Source organism: Rhodococcus sp. 105337, assembly GCF_012844225.1.
Lineage (GTDB): Bacteria > Actinomycetota > Actinomycetes > Mycobacteriales > Mycobacteriaceae > Rhodococcus.
The window spans coordinates 395,668-412,374 of the sequence record NZ_JABAGQ010000001.1 but is presented as its reverse complement, the minus strand read 5'-3'; the positions used below and the strand labels follow the sequence as shown (position 1 = coordinate 412,374).

Genomic DNA, 16,707 nt, shown 5'->3' with positions numbered 1-16,707 from the left:
TGTGGCTATGGTGTGAATCACAGCCGCAAGAAACTTGAGTGGAACAAACTCAATCTTGTATCCGTTGTGCATAGCGAACCTCTCGGACACCGGTCCGCAGGTGTAGGAATCAGCAGTTTTCGAAGTGAAAGGGGCGTGCGGTGGATTCGTTCAACCCGACGACCAAGACTCAGGCCGCATTGACGGCCGCTCTCCAGGCGGCGTCCACCGCGGGCAACCCGGACATCCGGCCGGCACACCTTCTGGTGGCCCTGCTCGACCAGCCCGACGGCATCGCCGCTCCGCTCCTCGAAGCGGTGGGCGTGAACCCCGCCGCAGTGCGGAGCGAAGCCGAACGACTCGTCGGTGCACTACCGCAGACCACCGGGGCTACCACCACGCCCCAGCTCGGCCGGGAAGCGATCGCAGCGCTCTCCGCGGCGCAGAAGCTCGCGACCGAGCTCACCGACGAATTCGTCTCCACGGAGCACGTTCTCGTCGGTCTCGCCAGTGGTGACTCCGACGTGGCCAAGCTTCTCGTTGGTCAGGGCGCGACGCCCACGGCCCTGCGGGATGCCTTCACAGCCGTGCGCGGAAACCGCCGGGTGACCAACGCGGACCCGGAAGCCACCTACCAGGCACTCGAGAAGTACTCGACCGACCTCACGGCACGTGCTCGCGAGGGAAAGCTCGACCCGGTCATCGGCCGCGACAACGAGATTCGCCGCGTGGTGCAGGTGCTCTCGCGCCGCACCAAGAACAACCCGGTGCTCATCGGTGAACCCGGCGTCGGCAAGACCGCGATCGTCGAAGGGCTCGCCCAGCGCGTCGTCGCGGGCGACGTGCCCGAATCGCTGCGCGGCAAGACCGTCGTCGCCCTGGACCTCGGCGCGATGGTGGCCGGCGCGAAGTACCGCGGCGAGTTCGAAGAGCGTCTCAAGGCCGTTCTCGACGAGATCAAGGACTCCGCCGGTGAGATCATCACCTTCATCGACGAACTGCACACCATCGTCGGTGCCGGTGCGACCGGTGAGTCCGCGATGGACGCGGGCAACATGATCAAGCCGATGCTCGCGCGTGGTGAACTCCGCCTCGTCGGTGCGACCACCCTCGAGGAGTACCGCAAGTACATCGAGAAGGACGCCGCCCTCGAGCGGCGCTTCCAGCAGGTCTTCGTGGGGGAGCCGAGCGTCGAAGACACCGTCGGCATCCTGCGTGGCCTCAAGGAGCGGTACGAAGTGCACCACGGTGTGCGCATCACCGACTCTGCTCTCGTTGCCGCGGCGACGCTCTCGGACCGGTACATCACCTCGCGGTTCCTTCCCGACAAGGCCATCGACCTCGTCGACGAGGCAGCGTCGCGCCTGCGCATGGAGATCGACTCGCGTCCCGAGGAGATCGACACGGTCGAACGGATCGTCCGTCGCCTCGAGATCGAGGAGATGGCGCTGGAGAAGGAAACCGACGCCGCCTCCAAGGACCGCCTCGAAAAGCTGCGCGCCGAACTCGCGGACGAACGGGAACGGCTGAACCAGCTCACGACGCGCTGGCAGAACGAGAAGACCGCGATCGACTCCGTACGCCAGGTCAAGGAGCAGCTCGAAGCGCTGCGCGGCGAGGAGGAACGGGCAGAGCGCGACGGCGACCTGGGCAAGGTTGCCGAACTGCGGTACGGCCGCATCCCCGAACTGGAGAAGCAGCTCGAGGCAGCCGCTGCCGCGTCGGGGACCGCAACCGGTGACGACGTGATGCTCAAGGAGGAAGTCGGGCCCGACGACGTCGCCGATGTCGTCGCCGCATGGACCGGTATCCCCGCCGGACGCATGCTCGAGGGCGAGACCGCGAAGCTCCTCCGGATGGAGGACGAACTCGGCAAGCGTGTCGTGGGACAGGACCGGGCGGTGCAGTCGGTATCCGATGCGGTGCGTCGTGCCCGCGCCGGTGTCTCCGACCCGAACCGTCCGACCGGATCGTTCCTGTTCCTCGGCCCGACCGGTGTCGGTAAGACCGAGCTGGCCAAGGCACTCGCCGATTTCCTGTTCGACGACGAGCGCGCCATGGTGCGCATCGACATGTCGGAGTACAGCGAGAAGCACTCGGTCGCGCGTCTGGTCGGTGCGCCTCCGGGGTACGTCGGCTACGAGTCGGGCGGCCAGCTCACCGAAGCCGTGCGCCGTCGCCCCTACTCGGTGGTGCTGTTCGACGAGGTCGAGAAGGCTCACCCGGACGTGTTCGACACGCTGCTCCAGGTGCTCGACGACGGTCGGCTCACCGACGGGCAGGGACGCACCGTCGACTTCCGCAACACGATCCTGATCCTCACGTCCAACCTGGGCGCCGGGGGCGACAAGGAACACGTGATGGCGGCGGTGCGGTCGGCGTTCAAGCCCGAATTCATCAACCGGCTCGACGACGTGGTCGTGTTCGATCCGCTCTCGGAGGAGCAGCTCGCGCAGATCGTCGACATCCAGCTCGCACAGCTGGCCGACCGGCTCCAGGCACGGCGGCTCACGCTCGACGTCAAATCCAGCGCGCGGCTGTGGCTGGCGGTGCGCGGATACGACCCGCAGTACGGTGCCCGTCCGCTGCGCCGGCTCATCCAGCAGGCGATCGGCGACCAGCTCGCCAAGAAACTGCTGGCCGGAGAGATCCGGGACGGCGACACGGTCCCGGTGGGCGTCAGCGAGGACGGCGACCACCTCGTGATCGGTAGCTGACCCACCCGCGTGCGCGTTTCCGGTAGCACTCGCTACCGGAAACGCGCACGCCTACTGTGGGAGGGGTTATGACACAGCCGCATGATCCGCGCACGCCGCAGGAGCGGGCCTACGCACTCGACGAGTCGCAAAACGGCGCAGCCCCCGAGTCGCAAGATGCTGCGCCGCACGACGAGTCGCAGCAGGACCGGGCGCCCGAGAATGCAGCACACGACGACACCCGTGTGCTGCACACCGACGATCCCACCGCCGCGTACGGGACGCCTGTCACCAACCCGACCCTCGTGTATCCGGAACCCGGTCCGTATGCCGAGACCGCACAGGCCTACCAGCCGACACAGGGTTATCCGCCGATGCAGGGATACCAGCCGACGCAGAGCTATCCGCCGGTGCAGGGTTACCCACCCTCGCAGCCGTACCAGCCGACGCAGGCGTTCGCGCAACCTCAGCACCAGCCGCCCGGCGGCTACCCGCCGAACGTGTCGCCTCCCGACGGTCCGTACGCACCCGCGGAACCGCCGAAGTCACCCCGGGGCCCGCGCTGGGCGCTCCTGCTCCTCGCTGCTGCGGTCCTCATCGTGCTCGGCGGCACCGCGGGGTTCCTCCTCAGCCGTAGCGAGACGTCCGATTCGGCCACCGGCACCCGCCCGTTCACCACTCCCGCGCCTACCGCGCCGGTATCGCCGGGCCCGTCTCCGGACGCGACGCCTTCACAACCGCTCGACGAGCTTCCCGGTGGTCTCGGTGAGATCATCGGTGACTCCGGCGCAGTGGTCGGTACGGTCACCGCGAACGACGGTGGGAGCATCACGATCAGTGGCATCGGCGGATCACTCGTCACGGTGCTGCTCACTCCGGACACCGAGATCATCACGCTCTCGGGAGACGACCCGTCCGCGCTGGTGGTCGGCTCGGCCGTGATCGCGACCGGCACGCCCGTCGAATCCGGCCGGATGACCGCCGACACCGTCGTCAGCGCGTCGATACCGTCGTTCGACGGTCCGGGTCGCTGACACGCTAGGCTTTCGTGTCGATGACGTTCATGTGGTTTGCTCTCGCCGCGGTCGCGCTGCTCGGTGCGCTCGCGCTGCTCTACGTCGACCGGACCCGGCGCGAGCAGTCCGGGCGCGTACGCGAAATCTGGGCACGGGCGCAGGGCTACAAGTACAGCTCCTCGGACGACCAGTTGCCGTCGCACTGGCACCGTGCCGCGCTCGCCAAGCAGGAATACCTCGGCGCCATCGATGTGGTGCGCGGCGTCCGGCGCGGCGAGAACTTCACCTTGTTCGACATCGAAGAAACCGCGACGATCATCGCGGTGCGCCGCAAGGTGGGTTCGGACGTCGACATCGATCTGCGGCTGAAGTCGACGCCGCCCCCGAAAGACGCGGACATGAACCTGCTCGGTTCGATCGGACCCCGCATCGTGTTCGCCACCGATCTGGAGATCGCGCGGCGCGTGTGCGACCAGCGCATGGTCTCGTTCACGCAGTCCATCCCCGACCACGTGCAGATGCTGTGGAGCGAAGGCGAGTGGACCCTGGGATCCATTCCCGTGGGCAGCACCGGACGCGAATGGGACTCGGCCATCGAGACCGTCGCCCGGTTGTCGGGGATTCTGCACGTGCTTCCGCCCCCTGCCGGACCGTCGGAATCCGGGGAGCCTGCGCGCAGCGAGCACGACCCGGGCCGCCCGTCCACCCATCGCTGACATCTCTCGGCAGCCGGTGCCGCCGCGACGACACGCCGCATCTGTGCAGCACTGACTCGTGCCGTACCGGCCAGACCAGGGCCTTGGTGCGCTGGGACGATCGACGGCTCGCCAGGGTGCGGGGACACACAGGGTTCGGGGACACAGCGGGACGCGATTCAGCTCACATCCGGTGACGAATGTTGCATGATGACAGCACCGGGGGGCGTCTCGATCAGGAGGTCCACGTGACCGACAGTTCCCCCACGGATGACACCCCGAACACGACCGCGAGCGCCGACACGGCCGCAGCGCCGGCCGGCTCACCGGCAACCGACGGCCCCCTCCACGACGTGATCATCATCGGGGCGGGACTGTCGGGCATCGACTGCGCCTACCGGATCCTCGAGCACAATCCCGGCTGCGACTACCTGGTCCTCGAGCGCAGGCAGCGCGTCGGCGGGACCTGGGATCTGTTCCGTTATCCAGGCGTGCGGTCCGACAGTGACATCTACTCGCTCAGTTATCCGTTCGAGCCGTGGGCGAAGCCGGGCGCACTGGCCGAAGGTGCCGACATCAGGGACTACATCGAGCAGACCGCTCGCAAGTTCGGCATCGCCGACCACATCCGCTTCGAGCACCACGTGCTGACCGCCGACTGGGACTCGGGCACCGACACCTGGACGTTGGGCGTCGAGGTCGGTGAGGGTGCCGAGAAGTGTCACGAGACCTACCGGTGCCGGTTCGTCGTCTTCGCGACCGGCTACTACGACTACGACCAGCCGTACACCCCGAGGTTCGCCGGGACAGAAGACTTCACGGGTCCGATCGTGCATCCACAGCACTGGCCGGAGGACCTCGACTACCGGGGCAAGCGCATCGTCGTGATCGGCAGCGGCGCGACCGCGGTGAGTCTGATTCCCAACCTCACCGACCAGGCGGCGCACGTGACGATGCTGCAGCGCTCGCCCTCCTACATCTTCTCGGCCAAGCAGAAGCAATACCTCGTGCCCGTTGTCCGGAAGCTCCTGCCGGCCGCGGCGGCGCACCGGGTGATCCGGTGGCGTTATGCGACGCAGACCGCGGCGATCGTGCACCTCACGCACCGTTTCCCGAAACTGGGCCGCAAGATGATCCGCGCGAACGTGGCGGCCAACCTGCCCGAGGACTATCCGGTCGACGTGCACTTCAACCCGAGCTACAACCCGTGGGACCAGCGCATGTGCATGGTTCCCGACGCCGACCTGTTCAACGGCATCACGGACGGCTCCATCGAGATGGTCACCGACCACATCGAACGCTTCGACGAGACCGGCGTGCGACTGACCTCCGGCCGGCACCTCGACGCCGACATCATCGTGACCGCAACCGGCCTGCAACTGCTCGGCTTCGGCGGGACGCGACTGGTGGTCGACGGCGACGAGCTGAAACCGCACGACCGTTTCGTTTTCAAGAGCCACCTGCTCGAGGACGTCCCCAATATCGCGTGGTCGGTCGGCTACACCAACGCCTCGTGGACACTGCGCGTGGATATGACCGCGCGTTCGGTCGCGAACCTCATCAGATACATGCGTGAGAACGGCTACACCCATGCCTATCCCCACCTGGGTGCCGAGCCGATGACCGCGCAACCACTGTGGGACCTCGAGGCCGGATACGTGGAACGCTCGCCGGACGCGCTGCCGAAGTCGGGAACTCGAGGGCATTGGCGGGTCCGTCACAATTACTACCGCGACGCCATCGACCACCGGATCAGTAGGGTCGAGGACTCGATGGTCTTCGGTTCGGTCGAACACTCGCAGGATCTCGTCGGGTGATCGATCCCCGCGGTCTGGCGGCGCGCTCATTCTTGCGCTCGCCGCTACTGTGGCGGCCATGACTTCAGCTTCGCGTCCCGTCGCGCTCGTGACCGGCCCCACCTCGGGAATCGGTGCAGGATTCGCGAGGACCCTCGCCGAACGTGGATACGACCTCGTCCTCGTCGCCCGTAACCGGTCCGCTCTCGACGACCTCGCTGCCGAACTGCAGCGCACCTCCGGCGCGTCCTCGGAAGTGCTGCCTGCCGACCTCGCGACGACGGAGGGGCGCGCTGCGGTAGCGGAGCGACTCGCCCGCGGAGTCGACATGCTGGTCAACAACGCCGGCTTCGGAACCACGGGCGAATTCTGGACCGCCGATCCTCAGTTGCTGCAGGCGCAACTCGACGTGAACGTCACCGCGGTCGTCCAGCTCACGCGTGCGGCGTTGCCGCCCATGATCGCCGCGGGCAGGGGCGACGTCATCAACGTCGCGAGTGTCGCGGGCCTGGTGCCCGGGCGCGGGTCCACCTATTCGGGGAGCAAGGCGTACGTCGTCTCGTTCACCGAAGGGCTCGCCGGGGGACTCCTCGGCACGGGCGTACGGGCACAGGCGCTGTGCCCCGGGTTCGTGCGTACCGAGTTCCATCAGCGCGCGGGGATCGACATGTCGTCCACCCCGGGTGTGCTGTGGCTGGACGTGGACAAGGTGGTGCGCACGTCGCTCGCCGACCTCGAATCCGGCAAGGTGCGGAGCATCCCGGGCATCCAGTACAAGGTCCTCGCCACCGCCGGGCGACTCGTGCCGCAGAACCTGGTGCGCAAGATCGCCGCGCGTCTGGGCAACGGCCGCGGGCGGACGTAACCGGCGTACTCCCGCCGGGCGGAAACAGACCCGGGAAGATCACGGTACGGACACGCGGGGGATGACACGCGGGATCCCTCTGTCGCACCACCCACCCACGTCGGTACATTCCTCGACGTGACCTCTGTGGCTCTGGTGATTGTTGTGGCTTCTGTGGCAGCACTGCTGCTCTGGATACGCGCAGGTGTGCAGCGCCTCCGCACGCTGTTCGCCCGTTATCGCGACAGCCTGCGTCTGCTCCGCGACGAACTCGACGACCGCTACGACCTCATCCCCACCCTCATCGCCGCGTCGGCAGGAGCGGGCGTCGACCGCGCACTGCTCCGGCCCGTCGTCGGTGCCCGTTCGCTCGCCATCGAGATGCGCGACCAGCGTCTCGGGCTCGCCGAGCGTGCCGCCGCCGAGAACACGCTGTCTGCGGCGCTGCACGACCTGCTCGGCGGTCTCGACGGCGTCACCCACTGGCCGTTCGTGCGCGTCGCCCGCGAACTGGACGTGCGGGAGCAACGCATCACCGGCGCCGTGCGCGTCTTCAACGACATCGGCACCACCTTGAACGACGCGGTCGGCCGGTTCCCCACGTCGATCTACGCCAAGATCGGGGCCGTCGGTCCCGTCCCGCTCTTCGAAGCACCCGCTCCGGTCGCGGCTCCGGAAACCGACGGCTCGGCCGTCGAGGCCGGAGTGCTCGCAACGAAGCCCGGCACCGGTTCCGATCCCGTCGCCGCCTGACCGCCGGGCGGGCGACTAGGCTCGTTGCCGACGCAGCGCTGCCAACCGGGCGGCCGCGCAGACGCGGACGCGACGAACGGCCGCGCGAGACGACGATGAGGAACGCGAATGAGTGACCGTGACGAACTGGCAGCACTGGTACGTGAGCTGGCGGTGGTGCACGGCCGGGTGACGTTGTCGTCCGGCAAGGAAGCCGATTACTACGTCGATCTGCGTCGCGCGACTCTCCATCACCGCGCGGCTCCGCTGATCGGCACGCTGCTGCGTGAACTCGTCGCCGACTGGGACTTCGACGCCGTCGGTGGGCTGACCATGGGCGCCGACCCCGTCGCGATGGCCGTCATGCACGCCCCGGGGCGCCCCATCGACGCGTTCGTGGTCCGTAAGGCCGCAAAGGCACACGGGATGCAGCGTCAGATCGAAGGACCGGATGTGACCGGAAAGCGCGTCCTCGTCGTGGAAGACACCACCACCACCGGTAACTCCCCGCTCACGGCGGTCAAGGCTCTGCGCGACGCCGGCGCGGTGGTAGTGGGCGTCGCGACCGTTGTCGATCGTGCGACCGGCGCCGACCAGGTCATCGCCGCCGAGGGCGTCGAGTACCGGTCGCTGCTCGGACTCGCCGACCTGGGTCTGGCCGACGGGTAACCCCGTGGCGGCGCGGGTCCGGCAGACCGTGACGCGGCTCGCGGACGGCCGCGAGCTGATCTACTTCGACGACACCGAGCCGTTCGTATCCGGGGCCGCGACCCGCGAAACCCGGGACAGGCGAGTGCTTCCGGCGGTCGCGGCGACGTCGGAGTTGCGCCGCGACCCGCTCACCGGCGAGTGGGTCACCTTCGCCGCTCATCGCATGGACCGCACCTTTCTTCCGGCGGTCGCCGAATGCCCGCTGTGCCCGAGCAGGCCCGGAACGGCCACCGAGATCCCCGCAGACGACTACGACGTCGTCGTGTTCGAAAACCGTTTCCCCGCGCTCGGAGCCGACAGCGAACTGCCGGGCACCGAATCGTCCGGCGCCGATGCAGACGGCACCGATGCAGACGGTGCCGACCGACTGTGGTCGCGCCGGCCCGCGGGTGGGCGCTGCGAGGTCGTGGCGTTCACCGCCGACCACGACGCCACCTTCGCCGGCCTGGACGCCGAGCGCGCCCGCACCGTCGTCGATGTGCTCGCTGCGCGGACTGCCACCCTGTCGGCCCTATCGGGAGTGCGGCAGGTGTTCTGTTTCGAGAACCGCGGCGCCGAAATCGGTGTGACACTCCAGCACCCACACGGCCAGATCTACGCCTACCCCTTCCTGCCACCCCGCACCACAACGCTCGTCGCGCGTGCCCGGGAACACCGCGCGCGAACGGGGCGGTCGTTGCAGCGCGACGTGCTCGACGCCGAACGTCGTGTGGGTACGCGCGTGGTGTGGTCGGGCACCGCATGGACCGCGTATGTGCCTGCCGCGGCGCGCTGGCCGATCGAAGTGCACCTCGCGCCGCACCGCGACGTCCCGGACCTCACCGCGCTCGACGAGACCGAACGCGACGAACTCGCGGTGCTGCTGCGCGACATGCTCGGTCGCGTCGACCGCTTCTTCGACGGTGTCGACCGCGTTCCGTATATCGCCGCGTGGCACCAGGCACCGATCGGTGACGACCGTGAACACGGCCGGCTGTTCTGCCAGATCTTCTCGGTGCGCCGCGCCGCCGACAAGCTCAAGTACCTGGCGGGGTCGGAGTCTGCGATGGGGGCGTGGATCAGCGACACGACGCCGGAGCGCATCGCGGCCCGACTGCGGGAGGTGGGCACGTGACGGTGTGCGACGACGCGGCACGCGCATTCACCGAGTCGTTCGGAGGTGAACCGGACGGCGTGTGGTGCGCGCCGGGCCGGGTCAACATCATCGGCGAGCATGTCGATTACGCGGGTGGGCTGTGCCTTCCCATCGCGCTGCCGCAGATCACCGCGGCTGCGGTACGCCGCCGCACCGACGGCCGGGTACGCATGGTCAGCGCGGGGTTCGATCGGGTCGAGGTCGACCTGGCGCCGCTGCACGGGAGCACGCGGGTGGCGGGATGGGCCGCATATGTGGTGGGTGTCGTGTACGCACTCGACCCGCCGGGATGCGAGGGACTCGACATCGCGATCGCGTCGAATGTGCCTGTGGGCGCGGGGTTGTCGTCGTCCGCGGCTCTCGAGGCCTCAGTGGCGCTGGCGGCCGCCGAGCTCTTCGGGCTGCCCACCGACGACGCGGGCCGCGACCGGCTTGCCCGCGCGTGCGTGGTCGCGGAGAACGACTATGCCGGAGCGCCGACAGGCGGGATGGACCAGCAGATCGCGCTGCGTGGACGCGCGGGCCATGCCTTGCTGCTGGACTGCGCGGACGGCACCGTCGAACATGTTCCGTTCGATCCCGAGGCGCAAGGGATGACGATTCTCGTCGTCGACACCCGCACCGCGCACCGTCTCGTCGACGGGCAGTACGGCGATCGTCGCCGGGCCGTGGACGACGCCGCACGGATGCTGGGAAGCGCCTTGCGTGACGCTCCCTCCGTCGACGGACTCGAGGACCCGGTACTGCGCCGGCGTGCCCGGCATGTCGTCACGGAGATCGGCCGGGTACGCGGCGCCGCCGACGTTCTGCGGGCCGGGCGGGTCCAGGATCTCGGAGCTGTGCTCGATGCGTCGCACCGGTCGTTGCGCGACGACTTCGAGGTCAGTTGCCTCGAACTCGACACCACGGTCGAGGCCGCGCGACGCGCAGGCGCACTGGGAGCGCGGATGGTCGGTGGAGGATTCGGCGGGTCGGCGATCGTGCTGTGTGAACTCACGCGCGTCGCGGCGATCGAAGCGGCGGTCACCGAGGCCGCGGCCCGACACGGGTTCCCCGCCCCGGGTTTCCTGCGGGCCGCACCGGCCGGCGCCGCACACCGCTGCCGCTGAGGCACGCGGGACGCGACACGGACGAGCAGTCGCCGGCAGGTACTGTGCCGCCCATGAGTTGGTTCAGTCGCCGCCCGTGGGGCGCAGAGCACGTGGTTCTCGCGGCGGCGACCGCCGTCACCGTCGCCGGCGCGGTACTCGACCGGGAAAGCCTGCAACGCGTCGCGAAACCGCTGATCGGACCGGCCCTCGCGGTGCGCGTGCTGCGGCGTGCCCGCGACACCGAGCGTGTCGACACCGCGTTGCTGCTCACGGGTCTGGCCGCCGCAACCCTCGGCGACGTGTTCATGATCCGCTCCGATGAGGATCGCCGGATCCTGCGTGGTGCGGGCTCGTTCGCGGTGATGCAGGCGGCGTACTCGACGGTGCTCGCACGGCACGGTGCCCGGGTGACCAAGAGCGTCGCGTTGCAGCGGGCGGGTGCCTTGACCGGTGCCGCAGGACTGCTGGGCACCCGCAGCCGCGGGGTCGCTGTACCGCTGACCGGTTACGGCGCGGTACTCGGCACCACCGCGACCCTCGCCGGCGATCCGTCTCTGGCTCCGGGGGCGCCGCGGCGGGCGGGGCTACCGGTGCCGGGTTCCGACCGCCGCAGCTGGCTCGGGCTGGGCGGACTGGTCTTCACGGTGTCCGACGGGACGATCGTGCTGCGTCGCACGGTGCTGTCGGGCGAGCGGGCACGGACCGCTGCAGAGGGCGTCGTGCTGGTGACGTACGTGGCCGCTCAGGTGTTGCTCGTCGAGGGAATGCTCGCGCTCGCGCGCCGAACTTCCGCTTAGTGCGCGCGGCCGGAGTCAGGGAAACAGCAGGATGCGGTCGCGGTCCTCGGGGTCGACGAAGATGGTGACGATCTGACCGGGGGTGTAGCGCGGCAGGTGCTTGTGTGAGACCTCGTAGAAGACTTTCCCGTGGTAGGGCTCGGAACCCGGCACGGTCAGATCGAGGTCGAGTTCGGTGAGCTGGCCGCCGCGCGTGACACGGACGGGCTTCGCGGACCGGACGGTCGCCCAGCCTTCGAACCCTTCCCTTTCGATCCGGCGCTGAACCTTGGACGAGCGACCACTGAACACCATCGCCAGCCCCAGCACGGTGCCGTACAGGCACACGAGGAACATGATCTGGAATCCCACCGTCCCCGGTTCGGACTTCGGGAGGAACAGGTTCAGCCACAGGGAGAACACGATGAGGTACGCCGTCGTGACGAACGCGACGGTGCACACGATGCGACGGTGGTGGTGCATGTCTCCCTCCGCGTCCAAGGGTAAACCCGGGAGCCGGGGCCGCGGTCACGGTTCCGGCGATGCGCCCGGCGAAAATCAGGCGCGCACGGCGGGTGGCCGGCTGCCCGTCCCGGATCGCTAGAGTGAGGCCCGCACATCGTCGGGAGGGTGTTACGTGAGAAGTCGGTTGTTCTCCATTGCGGTGGCCGGGTGCGCCGCACTGGTCGTTGCCGGATGTGGTTCGTCCACCGCCGACGAGCCCCCTGCCGAAACGTCCGCGACGGTGTCGTCGGCGGCTCCGCCTGCCACGACGACCGAGCAGGTCGCAGCGCCGACCACCACCTCGGAGTTGCCGGAGACCACTACGCCGCCGGAACCCACTCCGAGCGCGCCCACCACCACGCTCGTCGACGTGGAGTACGAGCGCAACGAGTCGTACTACTTCGCGAGCCCGGACGGAACCTTCCAGTGCGGCATCGTCCGGCTGCCGAGCCGCACCGAGGCCGGTTGCGAGGGCGTCACCGACCCCGTGCCCCCGCGCCCGGAGAGCTGCGTCGTCAACTGGGGACACGGCATCCGGGTCCAGGACACCGGTCCCGGCGAGTTCGTGTGCTCGGGCGGTCCCGTCTACCTGTCGCCGGAAGGCGCGAGCCCGGCACTGCCGCCCGGGTCCACGCTGTCGGAACTGGGTTACACGTGTAGCACCACGGCTGTCGACGTGACGTGCACGAACGACACCACCGGGCACGGCTTCACCGTCGCGTCCAGCTCGAACGAAACGTTCTGACGATGTCGACCGACGAGCACGCCCCGGCCGAAGAGCTCCCCGGACCGACCGAATGGGGAGAGCATCCGCACGGTGTCGGACCGTGGATCGACGAATACGGGACCGAGCCGCCCACCGACCCGCGGTACGACCCCGAACTGCTCGCGCACGGCGACCGGCGCAACGTCGTCGACGCCTACCGCTACTGGACGCGCGAGGCGATCGTCGCGGACATCGATCGGCGCCGGCACCCTCTGCACGTCGCCATCGAGAACTTCGGGCACGACGCCAACATCGGCACCGTGGTACGCACGGCCAACGCGTTCGCGGTGAACACCGTGCACATCGTCGGACGACGTCGCTGGAACCGCCGCGGGGCGATGGTGACCGACCGCTACCAGCACCTGATGCATCATCCCGATGTCGATACGTTGCTTCACTGGGCGGCAGCCCAGGACCTCACGATCGTCGCGGTGGACAACACCCCCGGGTCGGTTCCCCTCGAGACGGTCGAGTTGCCCCGGAACTGTCTTCTGCTGTTCGGGCAGGAAGGGCCCGGCGTCACCGAGCGTGCCCGCGACGTGGCATCGATGACGGTGTCCATCGCCCAGTTCGGTTCGACTCGCTCGGTGAACGCCGGAGTCGCTGCCGGGATCGCGATGCACGCATGGATCCGGCAGCACGCCGATCTCGCCGACGCGTGGTAGCGATCTCACCACGGTGAGGTAACACCGACGGCCCGAACGCGGATGAAGAGTCGGGCACCTCGCGGTGCCGTTGCGGGGGCTATGCAGGCAGTGTGGGATGAGGATGATGAACGTTGTGCCCGAGCAGTGGTCGGAGCGTGCAGACGCTGCGGAGACTGCTGTGATGTCACGCCACGTACGCAGGCTGTGGGCACTGCCGGGAACGGCGCTGGGCGTGGTCGGATGGCCCGCCGCACGTCGTGAACGGCTCTTCGGAACGTGGCACTACTGGTGGCAGGCGCACCTGATCGACCTGGCTGTCGACGCCGCCGAACGCGACGCCACGCCGCGTCGACGGCGTCGTGTCGTCCGGCTCACCCGTGCCCACCGCATTCGCAACCTGTCGGGCTGGACCAACAACTACTTCGACGACATGGCCTGGCTCGGCCTCTCGCTCGAGCGAGCCCAGCGTCACGTGTACGTCGACCACCGCTCGGCGATCACGACGCTGGTCGGGGAGTTGTCCGGCGCGTGGGCTCCCGAGCAGGGCGGCGGCATCCCGTGGCGCCGTCGTGACGACTTCTTCAACGCTCCGGCGAATGCTCCCGCGGCGCTCCTGCTCGCTCGCGCCGGCAAGGTGTGGCGTGCTCAGGAAATGGCGGACTGGATCGACGAGACGCTCGTGGATCCCGAGACCGGCCTCGTCCTCGACGGCATCCGTAACGGCGTGCACGAGCGCGCGGTGTACAGCTACTGCCAGGGCGCCACTCTCGGCCTCGAGACCGAACTTGCCGTGCAACTCGGTGACGCCAGGCACCGGGAACGCGTGCATCGTCTCGTCGAGGCGGTCGACGACAACCTCACCGAACGGAGCGTGGTCGCGGGGGGCGGGGGAGGCGACGGCGGACTGTTCAACGGGATTCTCACCCGGTACCTCGCGATGGTCGCGACGACGCTGCCCGTGCACGACAACGACGATGTGCGCGCTCGCAACACCGCGGCGCGGATCGTGCTGGCGTCGGCCGAGGCCGCGTGGGAGAACCGGTTGCAGGTCGAGGAACTCCCGCTCTTCGGCGAAGACTGGACGCGGCAGGCCCGTCTTCCCGGATTCGGTGCGGCCATCGCGCAGTTCTCCCACGGCTCGGTGCGCGGGTCGGCGGTCGCCGAGCGCGATCTGTCGGTGCAACTCGGTGGCTGGATGCTGATGGAGGCCGCCCATGCCGTCGCCGCCGAGCGGGCGTCGAAGCCCGCGGGTTCGTAGATCCCGACCGCACAGACACGAAAGGTGGTTTCCGTCCCCGGTGCTCGGGGACGGAAACCACCTTTCTCGGTCTCTGAGGGTTACTTGCCCGGGGTGGTGCGCGGGATGGGCATCGTGGCCGGCTCGGAATCGTCGACCGCGGCGGCGGCAGCGGGACTGCGACGCGACGCGAGGAAGCGCTTGACGACCTCGTTGAGGATCGGCAGCACCGACACGAACACGATCAGCAGGAAGATGTAGTCGACGTTGTCGGCGATGAACGTGATCTGGCCGAGCAGGTAACCCAGCAGGGTCACGCCCGCGCCCCACACGATGCCGCCGATGACGTTGTAGGTGATGAACACCCGGTACGGCATCTTCGCGGCACCGGCGACGAGCGGCGCGTAGGTGCGCACGATCGGCACGAAGCGTGCCAGGAAGATCATCGCCGGGCCGTGCCGCAGGAAGAAGCGGTGCGACTCGTCGAGATAGCTCTTCTTGAAGAGCTTCGCGTCGTCGCTCTTGAACAGCTTGGCGCCGCCCTTGGTGCCGATGAGGTACCCGACCTGGTCGCCGAGGACCGCTGCGATCGGAATCGTCACCATCAGCACCCACAGCGGCGCGAAGGGCTCCACCTCCGCGGACTTCGCCGCCGCGATCAGACCCGCGGTGAACAACAGGGAGTCGCCGGGGAGGAGCGGGAACAGCAGACCCGACTCGATGAACACCACGACCAGCAGGCCGATGAGCATCCAGGTGCCGAACGAATTCAGGAGGTTGACGGGGTCCAGAAACCCGGGCAACAGGGCCAGATTGGTCACAGATTCCGAGGCTTCTACCAAAGTCACGTTCGCCAGGGTACCGCTGCGGGAGTGGCGGCCCGAATCGCAACACGTCGGCCGGGATCGGGCGGAACCCGGCCCGGGTATGAACCGGGCGTGTCAGTTGACATACTGCAAGGACAACAAGGGCACCTGCCACACCCAGGCGGGGTGCCGATCGACTTCTCACTGGAGGACAGCCGCTGTGCCTATCGCGACTCCCGAGATCTACGCCGAGATGCTTGCGCGCGCCAAGGAGCATTCCTTTGCGTTCCCGGCGATCAACTGCACCTCGTCCGAAACCATCAACGCCGCGATCAAGGGCTTCGCGGACGCCGGTAGCGACGGCATCATCCAGTTCTCCACCGGTGGCGCCGAGTTCGGCTCGGGCCTGGGCGTCAAGGACATGGTGACGGGTGCCGTGGCACTCGCCGAGTTCGCTCACGTCGTTGCCGACAAGTACGACGTCACCATCGCGCTCCACACCGATCACTGCCCGAAGGACAAGCTCGACAGCTATGTCCGTCCGCTGATCGCGATCTCGAAGGAGCGCGTCGACGCCGGCAAGAACCCGCTGTTCCAGTCGCACATGTGGGACGGCTCGGCCATCCCGATCGACGAGAACCTGGAGATCGCGCAGCAGCTCCTGGCCGACGCCGCCGCAGCGAAGATCATCCTGGAAATCGAGATCGGCGTGGTCGGTGGTGAAGAGGACGGCGTCGAGAACGCCATCAACGACAAGCTCTACACGACCGTCGAGGATTTCGAGAAGACCGTCGATGCGCTGGGCGCGGGCGACAAGGGCCACTACCTTCTTGCCGCGACCTTCGGCAACGTGCACGGGGTCTACAAGCCCGGCAACGTCAAGCTCAAGCCGGCTGTCCTGGCCGAGGGCCAGGCTGTTGCCACGTCGAAGCTGGGTCTCCCCGAGGGCTCTAAGCCGTTCGACCTGGTGTTCCACGGCGGTTCCGGTTCGCTGAAGTCGGAAATCGACGAAGCCCTCGGCTACGGCGTGGTGAAGATGAACGTGGACACCGACACGCAGTACGCGTTCACCCGTCCGATCGCCGGCCACATGTTCTCGAACTACGACGGCGTTCTGAAGATCGACGGCGAGGTCGGCAACAAGAAGGTCTACGACCCGCGTAGCTACCTGAAGAAGGCCGAGGCATCGATGACGGAGCGTGTCATCGAGGCGTGCAACGACCTGCGGTCCGCCGGACGTTCGGTGTCCGCGAAGTAGTCGCGAATACCGGTTCGC

15 protein-coding genes and 1 pseudogene are annotated in these 16,707 nt (G+C 68.2%); 14 read left to right on the top strand and 2 right to left on the bottom strand.

All coding sequences use genetic code 11. The features are described 5' to 3' along the window. Positions 1–140: 140 nt before the first annotated feature. The 10 genes from clpB to HF886_RS01985 all read left to right on the top strand — a co-directional run bounded on the left by clpB (position 141) and on the right by HF886_RS01985 (position 11,492). Positions 141–2,696, top strand: coding sequence for an ATP-dependent chaperone ClpB (gene clpB, locus HF886_RS02030; RefSeq protein ID WP_169619020.1), 2,556 nt, complete (start codon positions 141–143; stop codon positions 2,694–2,696). 68 nt (positions 2,697–2,764) lie between these two features. Beyond that, positions 2,765–3,709 (top strand): hypothetical protein, encoded by a 945-nt coding sequence (locus HF886_RS02025; RefSeq protein ID WP_169651399.1) that lies wholly within the window; start codon positions 2,765–2,767, stop codon positions 3,707–3,709. Between the two features lie 29 nt (positions 3,710–3,738). Beyond that, a complete protein-coding gene (locus tag HF886_RS02020; protein ID WP_169619576.1) occupies positions 3,739–4,407 on the top strand; it encodes a hypothetical protein in 669 nt (222 codons plus the stop codon). A 332-nt stretch (positions 4,408–4,739) separates the two neighbouring features. Beyond that, the gene (locus HF886_RS02015) at positions 4,740–6,203 is read left to right on the top strand and encodes an NAD(P)/FAD-dependent oxidoreductase (protein WP_346765291.1); all 1,464 of its coding nucleotides are present in this window, start codon (positions 4,740–4,742) and stop codon (positions 6,201–6,203) included. 58 nt (positions 6,204–6,261) lie between these two features. Further along, complete coding sequence (locus tag HF886_RS02010) at positions 6,262–7,047, top strand: SDR family oxidoreductase (protein ID WP_169651397.1); 786 nt, start codon at positions 6,262–6,264, stop codon at positions 7,045–7,047. 117 nt (positions 7,048–7,164) lie between these two features. Beyond that, positions 7,165–7,779, top strand: coding sequence for a LemA family protein (locus tag HF886_RS02005; RefSeq protein ID WP_346765276.1), 615 nt, complete (start codon positions 7,165–7,167; stop codon positions 7,777–7,779). 108 nt (positions 7,780–7,887) lie between these two features. Beyond that, positions 7,888–8,427, top strand: coding sequence for an orotate phosphoribosyltransferase (gene pyrE / locus HF886_RS02000; RefSeq protein ID WP_169651396.1), 540 nt, complete (start codon positions 7,888–7,890; stop codon positions 8,425–8,427). A gap of 4 nt (positions 8,428–8,431) precedes the next feature. After that, a complete protein-coding gene (gene galT / locus HF886_RS01995) occupies positions 8,432–9,583 on the top strand; it encodes a galactose-1-phosphate uridylyltransferase (RefSeq protein ID WP_169651395.1) in 1,152 nt (383 codons plus the stop codon). Next, on the top strand, positions 9,580–10,713 hold the full coding sequence (gene galK / locus HF886_RS01990; protein ID WP_169651394.1) for a galactokinase: 1,134 nt from the start codon (positions 9,580–9,582) through the stop codon (positions 10,711–10,713). The genes galT and galK overlap by 4 nt, the downstream gene beginning before the upstream one ends. Positions 10,714–10,766: 53 nt before the next feature. Further along, positions 10,767–11,492, top strand: a complete 726-nt coding sequence (locus tag HF886_RS01985) for a lysoplasmalogenase family protein (protein ID WP_169651393.1) — start codon at positions 10,767–10,769, stop codon at positions 11,490–11,492. Between the two features lie 15 nt (positions 11,493–11,507). Here HF886_RS01985 and HF886_RS01980 read toward each other — a convergent pair whose 3' ends face one another. After that, on the bottom strand, positions 11,508–11,954 hold the full coding sequence (locus HF886_RS01980) for a hypothetical protein (protein WP_169651392.1): 447 nt from the start codon (positions 11,952–11,954) through the stop codon (positions 11,508–11,510). Between the two features lie 154 nt (positions 11,955–12,108). On the opposite strand from HF886_RS01980, the gene HF886_RS01975 reads away from it, so the two are divergent. From HF886_RS01975 to HF886_RS01965, 3 genes and pseudogenes are all read left to right on the top strand, one after another. Then, positions 12,109–12,720: a hypothetical protein gene (locus tag HF886_RS01975; protein WP_296549383.1), complete on the top strand. Its 612-nt coding sequence runs from the start codon at positions 12,109–12,111 to the stop codon at positions 12,718–12,720. 2 nt (positions 12,721–12,722) lie between these two features. Beyond that, positions 12,723–13,406: an RNA methyltransferase gene (locus HF886_RS01970; protein WP_169651391.1), complete on the top strand. Its 684-nt coding sequence runs from the start codon at positions 12,723–12,725 to the stop codon at positions 13,404–13,406. 115 nt (positions 13,407–13,521) lie between these two features. Then, positions 13,522–14,723: pseudogene (locus HF886_RS01965) on the top strand (glycoside hydrolase family 76 protein). Between the two features lie 3 nt (positions 14,724–14,726). Here HF886_RS01965 and HF886_RS01960 read toward each other — a convergent pair. Further along, on the bottom strand, positions 14,727–15,473 hold the full coding sequence (locus HF886_RS01960; protein WP_169619047.1) for a VTT domain-containing protein: 747 nt from the start codon (positions 15,471–15,473) through the stop codon (positions 14,727–14,729). A gap of 178 nt (positions 15,474–15,651) precedes the next feature. On the opposite strand from HF886_RS01960, the gene fbaA reads away from it, so the two are divergent. Beyond that, a complete protein-coding gene (gene fbaA, locus HF886_RS01955) occupies positions 15,652–16,689 on the top strand; it encodes a class II fructose-bisphosphate aldolase (protein ID WP_169619049.1) in 1,038 nt (345 codons plus the stop codon). The last annotated feature ends 18 nt before the right edge of the window (positions 16,690–16,707 follow it).